13 protein-coding genes and 1 riboswitch are annotated in these 13,367 nt (G+C 54.6%); of the genes, 1 reads left to right on the top strand and 12 read right to left on the bottom strand.

Annotated features, from left to right (window positions below; genetic code table 11):
* From BQ7382_RS01885 to BQ7382_RS01870, 4 genes are all read right to left on the bottom strand, one after another.
* Complete coding sequence (locus tag BQ7382_RS01885; RefSeq protein ID WP_077390451.1) at positions 1-1,269, bottom strand: 2-hydroxyacyl-CoA dehydratase subunit D; 1,269 nt, start codon at positions 1,267-1,269, stop codon at positions 1-3.
* 67 nt (positions 1,270-1,336) lie between these two features.
* On the bottom strand, positions 1,337-2,158 hold the full coding sequence (locus BQ7382_RS01880; protein ID WP_268874709.1) for an acyl-CoA dehydratase activase: 822 nt from the start codon (positions 2,156-2,158) through the stop codon (positions 1,337-1,339).
* Positions 2,159-2,801: 643 nt separating this feature from the next.
* On the bottom strand, positions 2,802-3,680 hold the full coding sequence (locus BQ7382_RS01875) for a DNA-3-methyladenine glycosylase family protein (RefSeq protein WP_159437197.1): 879 nt from the start codon (positions 3,678-3,680) through the stop codon (positions 2,802-2,804).
* 48 nt (positions 3,681-3,728) lie between these two features.
* On the bottom strand, positions 3,729-4,694 hold the full coding sequence (locus BQ7382_RS01870) for an Asp23/Gls24 family envelope stress response protein (protein WP_077390449.1): 966 nt from the start codon (positions 4,692-4,694) through the stop codon (positions 3,729-3,731).
* A gap of 160 nt (positions 4,695-4,854) precedes the next feature.
* Between BQ7382_RS01870 and BQ7382_RS01865 the strand changes: the two genes are divergently transcribed.
* A complete protein-coding gene (locus BQ7382_RS01865) occupies positions 4,855-5,022 on the top strand; it encodes a DUF362 domain-containing protein (protein ID WP_077390448.1) in 168 nt (55 codons plus the stop codon).
* A gap of 305 nt (positions 5,023-5,327) precedes the next feature.
* Here BQ7382_RS01865 and BQ7382_RS01860 read toward each other — a convergent pair whose 3' ends face one another.
* The 8 genes from BQ7382_RS01860 to pepV form a co-directional block, all read right to left on the bottom strand.
* Positions 5,328-5,978, bottom strand: coding sequence for a redox-sensing transcriptional repressor Rex (locus tag BQ7382_RS01860; RefSeq protein ID WP_077390447.1), 651 nt, complete (start codon positions 5,976-5,978; stop codon positions 5,328-5,330).
* A 50-nt stretch (positions 5,979-6,028) separates the two neighbouring features.
* Positions 6,029-6,259, bottom strand: coding sequence for an acyl carrier protein (gene acpP, locus BQ7382_RS01855; RefSeq protein WP_077390446.1), 231 nt, complete (start codon positions 6,257-6,259; stop codon positions 6,029-6,031).
* Positions 6,260-6,387: 128 nt separating this feature from the next.
* The gene (locus BQ7382_RS01850) at positions 6,388-8,346 is read right to left on the bottom strand and encodes an ABC-F family ATP-binding cassette domain-containing protein (protein ID WP_077390445.1); all 1,959 of its coding nucleotides are present in this window, start codon (positions 8,344-8,346) and stop codon (positions 6,388-6,390) included.
* Positions 8,347-8,394: 48 nt separating this feature from the next.
* The gene (gene tsaD / locus BQ7382_RS01845) at positions 8,395-9,411 is read right to left on the bottom strand and encodes a tRNA (adenosine(37)-N6)-threonylcarbamoyltransferase complex transferase subunit TsaD (RefSeq protein ID WP_077390444.1); all 1,017 of its coding nucleotides are present in this window, start codon (positions 9,409-9,411) and stop codon (positions 8,395-8,397) included.
* The gene (gene rimI, locus BQ7382_RS01840) at positions 9,404-10,621 is read right to left on the bottom strand and encodes a ribosomal protein S18-alanine N-acetyltransferase (protein ID WP_077390443.1); all 1,218 of its coding nucleotides are present in this window, start codon (positions 10,619-10,621) and stop codon (positions 9,404-9,406) included. The genes tsaD and rimI overlap by 8 nt, the downstream gene beginning before the upstream one ends.
* The gene (tsaE, locus tag BQ7382_RS01835) at positions 10,609-11,049 is read right to left on the bottom strand and encodes a tRNA (adenosine(37)-N6)-threonylcarbamoyltransferase complex ATPase subunit type 1 TsaE (protein ID WP_328587308.1); all 441 of its coding nucleotides are present in this window, start codon (positions 11,047-11,049) and stop codon (positions 10,609-10,611) included. The genes rimI and tsaE overlap by 13 nt, the downstream gene beginning before the upstream one ends.
* Entirely contained in the window at positions 11,003-11,581 is a 579-nt protein-coding gene (locus BQ7382_RS01830; RefSeq protein WP_077390441.1) for an ECF transporter S component, read from the bottom strand. The genes tsaE and BQ7382_RS01830 overlap by 47 nt, the downstream gene beginning before the upstream one ends.
* Positions 11,582-11,726: 145 nt before the next feature.
* Positions 11,727-11,855, bottom strand: a riboswitch (FMN riboswitch).
* Positions 11,856-11,900: 45 nt separating this feature from the next.
* Entirely contained in the window at positions 11,901-13,340 is a 1,440-nt protein-coding gene (gene pepV, locus BQ7382_RS01825) for a dipeptidase PepV (RefSeq protein WP_077390440.1), read from the bottom strand.
* Positions 13,341-13,367 lie beyond the last annotated feature (27 nt).

The raw sequence follows: 13,367 nt of genomic DNA, 5'->3' as shown, positions 1-13,367 counted from the left end.
TTACTCTCCCTTCTCCTCGTTTTCTTTTCTGGCTTCTTTGTTTGCTTCCATTATCTCCATGAGGCCCTGGACTCTCGTGTCGTACTGTGCCTCGGAGAAGTTCCTCGGGTCTGCCTGGTCTCCGTCGAAGCTCGCCACTGGGATGTTGCATGCCTCTCCGATCTGGCGGCTCATCTCGTACATGAATCCGCTCCACAGCTTGCATGACCTGTTGGTGTGAACCAGAAGTCCCTCAACGTGATTGTCCTTGCAGAGCTTGATCCTCTTGTCTCTGGACTTCTCCAGGTTGATAGCATTAGGCACTGAGCAGTATGCCCTGATCATCTCATCGAAACTGTTGTAGTCGAATCCGAATGCGTCTGCGTAGATGGTGGTGACCATGTTGATGCCTCTGTCCTTGAGGCCTCTCGACGTGGCTCTCAGGTAAGGCCAGCAGGCGATGCCCTCGAACATCACTCTGTATTTTTCCTCTCTTCTGAAGGTGCTGGTGCCGTTCTTGTGGTTTTCCTCGTACTCCTTCAGCAGAGTCTCCATGGCTTCTCCCGCCTCTTTCTTTCCTCTGGCGGTGACCATCACTGCCATGTGGTTCAGCAGGTCGAATCCGTTGAATGGAGACGGAACGTACTTAGCACACTCTGTCGCTTTCAGCCAGGCTCTGCTCGAACGGCAGCTGAAGCCGGAGACCTCCTTGAACCTGTCGTCATCCCACTTCAGGTCGAAAAGCTTTTCCAGCTTGTGCACCGCATCCCAGAACTGGGCAGTCACGTACTCTACCTCCGCGTCAGAGACCTCGTAGTCCGGGTTGAACGGGATGTCCAGCATGATCATCGGGATGTTCAGCTCCTGCGAGAGGTTCTCGTACCACTTGATCATGCAGTTACAGATGTTGTTGCAGCACAGGACCACATCAGGCATGGCGACGTCCTGTTCAGGACATTCCTTCAGCTTGGCATACGCCAGACTGATCCTCGCGTAGGCGCAGATGTCGTTGGAGTAACCCTCCTCCTCTGCGGTCACGCACATCCTCTCTCCGGCGCCTCTCGCGGCGATGCCGGCCGCCTGATTTTCAGGATACGCAGTAGCAAGCCCCAGTGTTTCCGGGATCTCTACCGGAAAGTTGCTGGATACCCATGCCACCGGCTTTCCTGCTGCCTTAGCGGCGATCGCATCCTTGAAAGCATCACCTGCGATCTTCCCCAGCTTGTACTTAGCCGAGTTCGGATCCAGTGGCGGACGGGATTTCTTGACTTCCTTTGCTCCTTCAGCCATTTCGATTTCCTCCTGATAAAAATGAACTACCTTTTATTTCCTCAGCAGCATCTGCTGCGAGATCTCGTTATTTTTCGGATCTGGATGCCTGTCTGTAAGCGTAGAGGGCGGCTCCGATGGCTCCGAAGTACTGTGACAGCGGGCTCGTGAGGATCTCGACCTCGAGGTTCCGCTCCAGTGCATTTTTCACGGCTCCGTTCCGGGCGACTCCGCCTGACATGCACACCTTTTCTTTTACTCCCACGCGCCGGGCAAGAGCGCTCACTCTTGAGGCGACGCTGTCGCAGATGCCAGACACCAGCTCCGGAAGCCTGACTCCGTTCGCCAGCTGACTTATGACCTCTGACTCGGCGAATACCGTACACGTGCTGGAGATCTGAGCGGATCCCTCCGCTTTCGCTGCGATCTCTCCCATGTCGTTCACGTCTATCCTGAGGATGTTCGCCATCACGTCCAGGAATCTTCCGGTGCCGGCCGCGCATTTGTCGTTCATGACGAAGTTCGTCATGCGGCCTGACGGGGAAAGTGCGATGATCTTGGCGTCCTGTCCGCCTATGTCGATGACCGTCCTCAGTCCGTCGAAGATGTGACTGGCTCCCATGGCGTGGCAGGTGAGCTCGCTCACCTCTCCGTCTGCTCCCTGGAATCTCATGCGGCCGTAGCCTGTGACTATCGTCCTGTCAATATCCCCGGAGCTCAGCCCGGATGTCTGCATCACCTCGCTGACGGCATCCTCAGGACCTGTAGTACCCATTCCTCCGACCTCGAGGCTCTTTGCCACCAGGCGGTCTCCGTCTTCAAGGATGACGCATTTCGATGTTGTGGATCCGATGTCGATGCCAAGGGTGTACACGTTTCCTCCCGCTGGACTGAACCAGGCTTCTGTCATCTGAGCCTGACCTGTGGGCCGGGATCCAGATCCGTCTTGCCGGCCCCGGACAAAGCTCAGAATAATTTCGCTATAAAATTAACAATATCTGATGTGAAGATTATACATTCTGTTATTTTTATGTCAATTCTACACACAGCCGTTTGAGGTCGGTTTTCCGCTGTAAGCCTTTTATCGCAAGGCGAAAAAAATTTTAAAAATTTTTAAAAGCCTTGCAATCACTGAGCTTTAGGTGCACAAAGTCCAATGCGTACCGCATCGTGCACGTTATACAGCGAATCCCTGGCGACCTCTTCTGCATTCTGTTTTGCTTATAATTATAATGAATAGGCTATATATTATTTATTCATCTTGTTATTCTTTAGTCAAAAGGTGCAGATTCGCGGACAGGTGTCCGCAGGAAAAGGTTTGCTTTATAGAAATGGGTCTACGGGATCGCGGGCAGCGATCACATGATCGAAGGTGTCAGATGACGGCCCCATCCTGGGGACATCTCCATCATCGATGTCAATGATATGTGCAGAAATCTCTATGCCATGGGAATTTTAAGATGAAAATTCCCATGATATGCGCAGAAAGCTCCATATCATGGGAATTTGAGATAGATCGCTCAAAGAGTCAGTCCCGAGCGTCCGGGATCGTGCTATTTTTTGTCTCTGTACAGGTAGAAGAGATACTGCTGGGCGTAGCCCCTGAGGTCTCCGAATTTTTCGCGGGCGAAGGCCTGCATGCCCTTCACGTCTTTCCTGTCGAATCCGTACATGTCGTTCATGATGGTCTTCACCCAGGTATCTATGGGAAAAGCTCTGAACTCTCTGCAGCCGAACAGCATGATGCAGTCGGCCACCTTCGGGCCTATGCCGTGGTACCCGAGGAGCTCTGTTCTCTTTTCCTCCATTGTACCTGAAGGCTCTCCCAGCTCCAGGAACCTCCTGGCAGCCCGTATGATGTACTCGTCCCTGTAGCCCAGTTTTATTTCCGCGAGATCCTCTGTCGTGGCTGAAGCCAGGCTCTCAGGAGACGGGAAACCGTACCACTCCTCCCCGTTCTCGTCGGCGAATACGGGATCCCCGAACTTCTCGCACAGGCCGCGGATGCACTTCGTGATCCTCGGGATGTTGTTGTTCTGAGAGACTATGAAGGATATGAGGACCTCCCAGAAATCCTGGTTCAGGATCCTGATCCCGCCGCCGGCCTCGGTGGCCCTGACGATCTCAGGCTCTTCCCGGACCAGCCGGGTCTTTATTTCGCCGTAGTTCTTCTTCAGATCGAAGTAGTTTTCCCAGAAATCCCTGGAGCCGCCCGATACGTCCAGCACCAGAGTCCCGGCGTTTTCCACCGCCGGATCTCTATCGAGCCTCGCCCGGCAATACCACTGCCCGGCAGCTCCCTGGTATTCCTGCACATTTCCAGCATATCCTCCTGCTCCGCCATTGACCGGCGTCCACCGGAAGCACTGGCCGCACTGAAAGACGTGCTCCAGATCAATATCCCTCACATTTTCAAAAACTATTTCATTCATTGGATCGCTCATGTTCTGACCTGATCTCCCCTCGTCCCTTTTCTATCTCTATCGCTTTCGCCTGCCCGGGCCGCGTGACGAATTTTTTTCCTGCCGATCTCCATGATCTCCCAGTGATCCGCCGTTCTGGATCCCGCTTATCTTCCTCGTGACAGGCATCAGGGCCTCGCGCCTCCTGGCCGCCATCTCCGCCTCTCTCTTCACCACCACGTTCCTTATCTGCACGTTGACGTTCCTCACGGAAAAGGCGGTCATCTCCTCTATCTTCTCCTTGACCACCTTCTGGAACTGCCGGACGTAGCTCATTATGCCATCGCGCCAGAAGATCGTTATTACGACCACCAAATCCAGTGAATCCGGTTTACGGTTGGAGTACGCATCTATAACCCTGAGGTGCCTGTGGAAACTGTCTTCGGCCGTGATGTGCACTATATCGGACAGCACGGCTGGCGCTATCTGGAACTGCCCGGCGTAGCTGTACGCCGGCCGTACCACTGTGCTCACCGACTGGGCGGGGCCGTTCGGCATCGAAACGTTCCGGAACCTCCTTATCGGGTCCAGAAAGTATCCCGCGAAGTCCTTCCGTATCTCCATGTACGGCGCCGGGATGACGTGCTCTCCTCTCTCGTTCCTGTAAAAGGCAGCTTTTTCGCGGTCCGCCTCTGACGAGACGTCTTCTATGTAGATCCGCCTGCTGGCCCGGGGCAGCTCCAGGGCGTCGGTGATCCAGTCCACCATGCGATCGGAGGTCCCGAGGATGAGGAGCCTGTCCGGATCAAGCTCAAGCAGCTTCTCCCTCACGTCCTTCCTGTTTTCTTCGTAGTTAAAAAGCGCCGTCCTCATGGCCGCCGCCTTCGACTTGCACCTCTTCGCCGATTTTCCCGCCACCACCCGGCCCTTGTATATCAGCAGGCCGTCGTCGATGATGGCGTCCGCCCGCAGCTGCCGGCTGAGGCGCACCGCCTGGTAACTTTTTCCCGTACCGCTCTTTCCTGTAAATGATATGATCTCCATGTGGTGATGATACCACACCTGCGACATCCTGTGTCACTCCCGTGTGGGTTTGTTAAAGTGAAATTGAAGTAAAGGCCAGCCGCCCTGTTTTAACTTTACAAAGTGAAAATCCGCTGTTATAATCCTGTTGTCTTAAAATAACACAAGGAGGTAAAGACCAATGGCATACAGAATCAGTGATGATTGCATCGGATGCGGCGCTTGTGCAGCCGGATGTCCAGTAGAGGCTATTTCCGAGGGAACACCATACGTTATCGATGAGGATACATGCATCGATTGCGGCGCTTGTGCTGGTGTATGTCCAGTAGGAGCACCTGCTGAGGCATAGTCGATATAAGATATATCGAAGCATTTTGCAAAATAGCTCGACGAACCGCGGCTTCGGCTGCGGTTTTTCTTTTTTTGTGCTCTGCAGCGCCGTTATACGTGATGCGTCCGGGCCTTCTTTTCCCGAAAAAAGACTCCCGTCATGCGACAGCCCGCGACCGTTGCCTGGGGTACGACAGTCCGCAGGCGTTCCACTGAAAAAGCCGCCCCGCGGGACGGCCATGCGGATCTTATTTCATTTTGCATTTATTTTGCAGCTATTAATCCCCGGCTTTCAGGTGCTGAGACCGATCCAGGTCCCATCTCCTAGTATTCGACGTTCTTCGAGTTGTTCTTGATCTTGAAAGCCAATGTGTGCAGGCTCTCGCTCAGATGAACGTTCTCGATGGCAACATCCTCCGGGATCTTGAGATCCACTGGAGCAAAGTTCCAGATGCCCTCGACTCCGCCTTCAACAAGAGTATCCGCAACGTCCTGCGCATGCTCTCTGTTCACGCAGATGATGCCGATGTCTATATCGTTGTCCCTCACGTAGTCCCCGAGAACTGCGGAGTCCTGAACGGTCACTCCGTTGAACTGCAGTCCGATGAGCCTTGGGTTCACGTCAAAAAGTCCCACGATGTTAAAGCCGATCTTGTAGTAATAAGTGTAGTTTGTGATGGCCTGACCCAGGTTACCCACGCCTACGACAACGGTCTTGTACTCCCTGTCCAGTCCGAGGATCTTGTTGATCTCCTCGTACAGGTAGTCCACGCTGTAGCCGTAGCCCTGCTGGCCGAAGCCGCCAAAAGTATTAAGATCCTGTCTGATCTGTGATGCGGTATATCCGATCAGACTGCTGAGCTCGTTGGAGGAGATCTTCTCTACCCCCTGTCTCTTCAGTTCTGCCAGATACCTTCTGTACCTGGGAAGCCTGCGAACTATCGCATTTGAAATTTTTGCATTACTATCCTTCATACACGCCTCTGTCCATCATACCATGCCGGGATCCCGCAGTGCCCTGTAGACTACTCCTTGTGAGCCTCCACATACTCGACCAGGTCTCTGACCGTCTCGAACTTCTCGGCAGTCTCGTCCGGAATATCCAGACCGTACTCATCCTCTACCGCCAGGATGATCTCCACTGCATCCAGAGAGTCTGCCTCCAGGTCCTTCATCAGATTTGTATCCATCTCTACCTGATCTGGATCGACACCCAGCTGATCAACTACGAAACCCTTTACCTTATCAAAAACCATAATATCCTCCAATAACAGTTATAAAATACGGATTATAGCCTTGCAAGTTTTTTAACAATCTGCGCGGCCCTGTTTTGTTCTCTCGACTGAAAAAATCTGAGATACTTTACCACGTTTTTGTGCGCATTTCAAGCCTGAAGGGCGAGCCAGCTGTCATATTTCTCGTCCAGCTCCTTCTTCATCTTCTCCAGGACCTGCCCCTGCTCGCTGAGGAATTGTATGTCAGACAGGTGCTCTTCCTTGCAGAGTTCCTCCTCCAGGTTGGATATCTTCTCCTCCAGATCGTGGATCTCTTCCTCCAGGCCCTTGACCTGCCTGGAAAGTCGCCTCTCCTCGGCCTCCTTTTCCTTACGGAGCCGCCGCGCATCCTCCGCGGATATCTCAGCGCCCTCTTTTTCTCCTGACGCTGATGAGGATACGGGACTTTCTGCGGCACCTGCCGCATTTTCAGCGGACCCGCCGGACAGGAGCGACCGGCGTTCCTCTGCCTTTTCCAGGTAATAATCGTATTTGCCCTTATATTCGATCATGCCGTCAGGCGTGAGTTCCAGGATCCTGTCCGGCACCTTTGACAACAGATACCTGTCGTGGGACACGATGATGACCGTGCCGTCGAAGCCCATGATGGCCTCCTCCACCACCTCCTTGGACTGGATGTCCAGGTGGTTTGTGGGCTCATCCAGTACAAGTGTGTTTGCACCGGATAGCATGAGCTTGAGAAGTGCGATGCGGGCCTTTTCGCCGCCGGAGATGTCGCCGATCCTGCGGAACACGTCGTCTCCACGGAAAAGGAAGCGTCCCAGCAGTGAGCGCATCTCCGTGTCCGTGTAGAGGTGGTAGGTGTTCTTCAGCTCTCCTATTACGGTCTCCCGGTCGTCCAGCAGGAGCTGACCCTGGTCGTAGTATCCGAAGTTCACGTTGTGGCCGATCTTCAGATATCCGGAGTCCTGTTTTATCTGGCCCAGTATGATCTTGAGGAGGGTGGTCTTGCCGGTACCGTTGTCACCTATGATGCAGATCTTTTCGCCCTTTCGTATGTCGAAGGTCACGTTGCTGAACAGGTGCTGCCGGCCGAAACTCTTCTCCAGGCCCTCGGCGCTCACGACTTCCTTTCCGCTCTTGTATTCGACATGAAACTCCAGCTTCATGTGCTGTTCCAGGGTCTCTGGCCGGTCCAGCACATCCACCTGCGCCAGACGCTTCTCCCTGGACTGGGCCCGCTTCACCAGATGTTCGGTCCCGCGCTCCTTCATCTTGCGGATCATCTCCTCCTGGCGCCGGATCTCGCGCTGCTGGTTCTCCCAGGCCTTTTCCTCGGCCTCCAGGCGTTCCGCTCTCTTGCTGATGAACTCCGTGTAGTTCCCCTTATAGGCGTAGAGATGGGTGTTCCTCACCTCAAAGACCCTGTTTACAAGGCGGTCCAGGAAAAACCTGTCGTGGGACACCACTATCACTGTCCCGTTGTATCCGCCGAGGTATTTCTCCAGCCACTCCATCATGTGGAGGTCCAGGTGGTTCGTAGGCTCGTCCAGCAGAAGTATCTCAGGAGCCTTGAGCAGCAGTGCCGCCAGGGCGAGCCGCGTCCTCTCTCCCCCGGAAAGAGCGCCGATCTCCTTGTCGTAGGAATCCGGCTGGAAGCCCATGTTGCTCAGGACGGACTTCATCTCGCTCTCGTAGGTGTATCCGCCTGCGTCCTTGTACTTTTCCAGAAGGTCCGTGTACGCCGCCAGGTCCTGTTCGAAGCCGCTCCTCTTGTGGTCCGAGATGAGCTCCTGGAGCCTCTCCAGCTCCGCCTCCATCTTGTAAAAGCGCTGAAAGCTCTTTTTTACCTCCTGGATCAGAGTCCCTTCAGAATCGAAGTTATCCTTCTGCTTCAGGTACCCTATGGTGTACCCGCTCTTTATGAAAAGGTCTCCTGACGTGGGTTCCAGGTCTCCGGTTATCATGCGGAGCAGCGTGGTCTTGCCGGCGCCGTTAGGCCCGACTATGCCGATCCTGTCTCCTCTGTTCACCGAAAAACTAACGTCCTCCAGTATCACATCGGTCCCGTATGATTTGTTCAAGTTTTTTGCTGACATTACCAGCATGCTGTTCTCCTGTAAAAAGCTATCCTCCGTGGCACTGACATCCCCGGATCAGAATTCGAGGCCGGGAACCGCGTCGAGCTCCGGCCCGGCAAAATTTCCTTTTTTCCCTTCGTAGTACGCGCTGCAGGCGATCATCACGCCGTTGTCAGTGCACAGCACGGGCGCGGGCTTGAGTATCTCAATGCCGTATTCGGCCGCCCTCTCTCCGAGGACTTTTCTCAGCCTGGAGTTGGAGGCTACGCCCCCCGCCATGACGATCCTGTCCCTGCCGTACTCCCTGGCGGCGGCTACAGCCTTGTCGGCTATCACGTCCACCACCGCTTCCTGAAAGCTGGCGGCGACGTCGGGAACAGATATCTCCCTCCCCGCCTGTCTCTCCGAGTTCAGGTAGTTGAGAGCCTGTGTCTTCAGGCCGCTGAAGCTGAAGTCGTAACTCCCCGGCTCCAGATACACTCTCTTGAAGTGGATCGCTTCAGGGTCTCCATTCCTGGCGGCCTTGTCCACCTTCGGGCCACCAGGATATCCCAGTCCTATGACTCTGGCTATCTTGTCGAAGGCCTCTCCCGCGGCATCGTCCCTGGTGCTCCCCAACGTCTCGCAGCGGTTGTAGTCGACCACGTTCACAATGTTCGTATGACCACCCGACACCACCAGAGCCATGAAAGGCGGCTCCAGCTCCGGGTACTCGAGGTAATTCGAAGCGATGTGCCCCTGCATGTGGTTCACGCCCACGAGAGGCTTTCCGCAGGCAAAAGCCATGGCCTTCGCCGCGGCCACTCCCACCAGGAGCGACCCCACGAGGCCCGGCCCGTAGGTCACGCCGATGAGATCCACCTGATCCATGGTGACACCCGCCTCCTTGAGTGAAAGGTCGATGACACTGTTCACGCACTCCAGGTGCTTCCGGGATGCGATCTCCGGCACCACACCTCCGAATCTGGTGTGTATGTCTATCTGGGAGGAGATGACATTGCTCAGGATCTTCCTTCCGTCCTGCACTATGCCAACGGCGGTCTCATCGCAGCTGCTCTCCAGTCCCAGCGTTATATGGCTTCCATTAATCATTGTCCTTCAGTTCCTTCTTCATGATCACGGCATCCTCGCCGTTGTCCTGGTAATAATCCGGGCGAACTCCGAGTTCCCGGAACCCCAGCTTACTGTATAAGCTCCTTGCGGGTCTGTTCCCCGCCCTGACCTCCAGGTTCATCTCCTGGTCTCCCTGGCTTTTCAAAATGGAGATCATCTCCTTCATGAGCCGGAGCCCTATCTTCCTTCCTCTGTAGCTGCGGTCTACGGCGATCCGGTTCAGTTGCCCTTCGCCGGCGACCCTCCACACGTCGATGTATCCTGCAAAAACAGTGCCCCACTGAGCCGTGAGCACCACGGCATCAGGGGAGTTTATGTCCTTCGCCAGGTCGTCCTTCGTCCAGGGATCCGGAAAAGTTTTCTTTTCCAGCTCGGCGATCCTGTCCAGGTCTCCCGGGAGAGCGCGCCTTATGGTGATGGTATCCGGAGATTTGATCCTCTTGCTGAGTGTCCCGTTCTCCAGGCGCATCTCCGCCTCGCTCTTCCTCATGTAGTCCGGGAGAAGGTGACTGTAATCAGTAAATTCGCCTTTTTTTGCTTTTTCAAGGGCAACAGATGCCACCGCATCCGCCCTCTGATATCTGAAATTCTCCGGTGCTGGCACGATCCTGTTATCCCCGTTGGTCAGACCGTATATGGCCTCATCATACGCATCGAAGCCATCTCCCACCACCAGTATCCTGCTGTCCTCAGATATTGAACTGTCTATCTCCGGAACCATGTCGTCGATGATGTACTGCTTCTGCTCCATCACCTCTTCCGGGAGTCCGCTGCAGTCTTTCCACAGCGCACCGTACGCCTGACGCCTCCTGGCGTTTATTACTGTGAGGATGTATTCAGGCTTTTTCCCGTCGTCCGGGAGCGTATCAAGGTACATCTGCCCGAGCCTGGCCATGCCCTCCAGCGTCGGCACCGCTATGCATGGCACTCCCAGCATCTGACTGACTGTCCTCGCCGTTGTCACACCGATGCGGATCCCGGTAAAAGATCCCGGGCCGATGGAAGCCGCCACGCAGGTGACCTGAGACACATCAACGTCCATCTCCCCCAGCGACTGGCGGGCCAGGACGGTTATGTCCTTAAGGTGATCCATTTCCTCATGGGAAGCGCTCCAGCATATCCTGCCGTCATCTGCCGCCACCGCAGCTGAGCCTTTTTTCCCTGTCGTCTCGTAGGTCAGAATGCGCATCTGTAGATCCTCTCTCCTTCCCGCTCACCATAGGATATCTCGATGATGATGGCGTCCTCCGGCAGGCAGTCCATCACCAGGTCTGCCCACTCCACCACGGACACGCCGTCGCCGTAAAAATAATCCTCTGCACCGATGTCGATGAGCTCCTGGCCGCTGCCCAGGCGATACACATCAAAATGGTACAGAGGAAGGCGTCCCCCGTAGTGCTCTTTCACTATATTAAAAGTAGGGCTGCTGATATTTTCCGTGATACCAAGGCCCTGCGCGAGATACTTCGTAAATGTGGTCTTCCCTGTTCCCAGGTCTCCTATAAGCGCAACAACATCGCCGGCATGAAGTCTGCCGGCGATGTCCATTGCAATGCGCTTAGTGTCTTCTTCATTTTGAGCTCTCAGAACTCTCTGCTTTGCGTCCTCTTCCCTCACTGTGTAAAATTCCCGAAATTCTCTTGTACAGCACGAAGGTCACCGCACCGTTCAGGCCACCCTTGAGCAGGTTGAACGGAAGCACGATCGGAACGATCATTGCCGCCACGGCTGATCTCGGAGCCCCCATATATATCGGCGTGATCACCAGGTTCATGGCGCACATGATGGCCGTCATCACCAGGATGCCCACTATGATGGAAACGATGGCGGTCTTCCTGGTCTTGTTCCTCTTGTAGATAGCTCCGGCTATCACCGCAAAGGCTCCCGTCGCAATGAAGTGCATCAGGAACCCGTAGATCCCGTCTCCTCCCATCAGGAAGGCCTGGATGAAGCTGACCACGAAGGTCACAGCCAGGCCGGCCACAGGGCCGAAGGCGAAGGCCGTGATGTAGATCGGGATGTCCGCCGGATCGTACACCAGGAAAGGTGCCGGCGGGAACGGGATCCTGATTAGCAGCATCACCAGCGAAAGGGCTGTCATCAGTGCCATCTTGACCAATGTGCTCGTGTTGAAATTACTTCTTCTCATAACATATTCCTCCTGGAAAAAAGTTTTTCTCGCTGCGCAACCGGCGACCCGGCCACAGCTCATCGCAGTTGGAATCTGTCAGGCATTAACAAACGGCCTCGCATAAAATACAAGGCCGTCTCTACAAATCAAAATACATAATTTGTAAATGTTTCTTTCATCCGGACTGTTACCGTCGGTACCAGATTCTCACTGGTTCTGCAAATGCTCGCGGACTTAAGGCTTCTCACCTATCACCGCCGGTGTGGACTTGCACCACGCCCTGAAACAGATTTACTTGTCGGAAAGATGATACTACTTCACCTGTACCACGTCAAGACTACTGACAGCAGATCTTGTAAATGGCTCTTGCGTAGATCCTGGCTGCCTTGTAGAAGTCCTCGAGGAGCATCCTCTCGTTGGCCTGGTGCATCCTGTCCTCTCTGCCCGGGAACATCGCTCCAAATGCCAGAGTGCCTGGGATCAGCTTGGCGTACGTGCCGCCTCCCAGTACCAGAGGCTTCGTCTTGTCGTCTCCGGTCTCCTCAACGTATGACTCCATCAGGTTGATCACCAGCGGAGAATCATCCGGCAGATATACAGGGTTCTCCTCCATTACCTTTACTATGCCGAGCTCGGTGCCATCCATGGTCTTCTCCACCACGTCGTAGAAATCTTCGCCCTTGCGGGTAACAGGGTAACGCACGTTCACGGTGACGGAGATCACCTCCTCGTCAGCACTCGCCAGTCCCACGTTGAAGATCAGGTCACCGGACGGCTCGTCGGTTAGGACAGGCCCCATCTTTCCGCCCTTCAGGTCGAATCCGATGTACTTGTTGTAGTACTCTACGAACTCGTTTACTCCAGGATCTGCGAATTCCAGTCCTCCGAAGAACTCCATGATGATGCTGATGGCGTTCAGTCCTTCGTGAGGCCTTGCTCCGTGAGCCTGAACTCCTCTGCTGACAACATTTAGGTTCTTCCCGGACTTCTTCGCCTCTACCTTATATCCAGTCTTTTCGGAGAACTCCTCGGCCTTCTTGATGATGGCGTCGTACTCTGCGGCGCTGTCGCTGTGGAGCACGGCCTTTGCCTCAGGGGATACCAGGTTGTACGCAACTCCGGACTTGAGGCTCTTGAGAGCCAGGCCATCATACTTCCTGCCGCCGGAGAGCTTTCTCACTATATCGAATACAAGGATGCCCATCTCTCCCTGTACTACCGGGAAATCTCCGTCCGGGGTGATGCCCAGCTCAGGGAGCTTGTCTGCGTGCTCCTTGTAATATATCATTCCGTTCTTCTCGGTCTCCTCGTCAAGGCCGACGATCATCCTCACGTTTTTCTTAAGAGGCAGTCCGGACTCCTTGATAGCCTTCATGGCGTAGAGAGCAGCAACTGTTGGGCCCTTGTCGTCCGAGGTACCTCTGCCGTAGATCCATCCGTCCTTGACGATAGGATCAAAAGGATCTGTCTCCCAGCCTTCTCCTACAGGCACTTCGTCCAGGTGGACGGTTATGCCGAAAGTCTCCGAGTGTTCAGGATCCTCGCCCTTCAATTCGATGTGACCGCCATAGTTGTCGTAGTTCACGGTCTCAAAGCCCATGTCCCTGCCGGCCTTCAAAGTATACTCGTAAGCGTTCTGAATACCTTTTCCGAAAGGGTAGACAGCCCCGTCCTCGCCCTTGACTTCCGGGGTCTGGACGCTGTCGATGCGGATGAGATCCTGAAGGGTCTCAAGCATTTCTCCTTTCATACCGTCAAGCACTTCTAAATAATCCATACATCCTCCTAATAGAAATGCGTGCAA

It is taken from the genome of Mobilibacterium timonense, assembly GCF_900155555.1.
GTDB classification, from domain to species: Bacteria; Bacillota; Clostridia; order Peptostreptococcales; family Anaerovoracaceae; genus Allobaileyella; species Allobaileyella timonense.
The sequence above is the reverse complement of the archived record's forward strand: the minus strand, read 5'-3'. Positions and strand labels throughout refer to the sequence as shown.